The organism is Colwellia sp. TT2012, assembly GCF_001440345.1.
Lineage (GTDB): Bacteria > Pseudomonadota > Gammaproteobacteria > Enterobacterales > Alteromonadaceae > Colwellia.
This window is the reverse complement of sequence record NZ_LJYX01000132.1, coordinates 1-814: the sequence shown is the minus strand read 5'-3', so window position 1 is coordinate 814 and position 814 is coordinate 1. Positions and strand designations below refer to the sequence as shown.

The window sequence follows — 814 nt, the reverse complement described above, 5'->3', positions numbered from 1 at the left end:
ATGTTCGGCCATTCGAACTCTTCACGGGTACGGATAAAACCGCCCGCTTCGAACTGGTTGCTGGCGCCGATGCCGGTGCCGTTGAACAGCCACTCGGCACCAATCGCCGGTTGGTTGTACCAGAGCAGCGACGGGTACAACGAGACCGGTTGGGTGCACGCGTATTGCAGGTACAGTTCCAGGTGGTCCTGCAGGTTTTCGCCGACGCCTGGCAGGTCGTGGACCACCGGGATGTCGAGGCTTTCCAGCAGTTTGGCCGGGCCGACACCGGAACGTTGCAGCAGTTGTGGCGAGGCGATTGCGCCGCTGCACACCAGCACTTCCTTGCGCGCACGGGCTTCAACACGTTCTTCGGCGGCACCGATCAGGTAACGCACGCCGACTGCACGCTTGCCTTCGAACAACACTTTGTCGGTCAGGGCATGGGTGACGATGGTCAGGGTCGAACGCTTCTTGGCAGTGTCCAGGTAGCCACGGGCGGTACTGGCGCGCCGGCCGTTCGGCGTGACGGTACGGTCCATCGGGCCGAAGCCTTCTTGCTGGTAGCCGTTCAAGTCTTCGGTACGCGGGTAGCCGGCTTGCACGCCGGCTTCAACCATGGCGTGGAACAGCGGGTTGTTGCCGGCTTTTGGCGTGGTCACGCTGACCGGGCCTTCGCCACCGTGGTAATCGTTAGGGCCGATGTCGCGGGTTTCGGCCTTGCGGAAATACGGCAGGCAGTCCAGATAGCTCCAGTTTTCCAGGCCTGGCAGTTTGGCCCAGCCGTCGTAGTCCATGGCGTTGCCACGGATGTAGCACATGCCGTTGATCAGCG

The 814-nt window shown here is 62.4% G+C and carries 1 protein-coding gene; it reads right to left on the bottom strand.

The window, feature by feature from the left end; genetic code table 11:
- On the bottom strand, positions 1-814 hold an 814-nt coding region (locus ASU03_RS19125), incomplete at both ends, for a GMC family oxidoreductase N-terminal domain-containing protein (protein ID WP_197411317.1).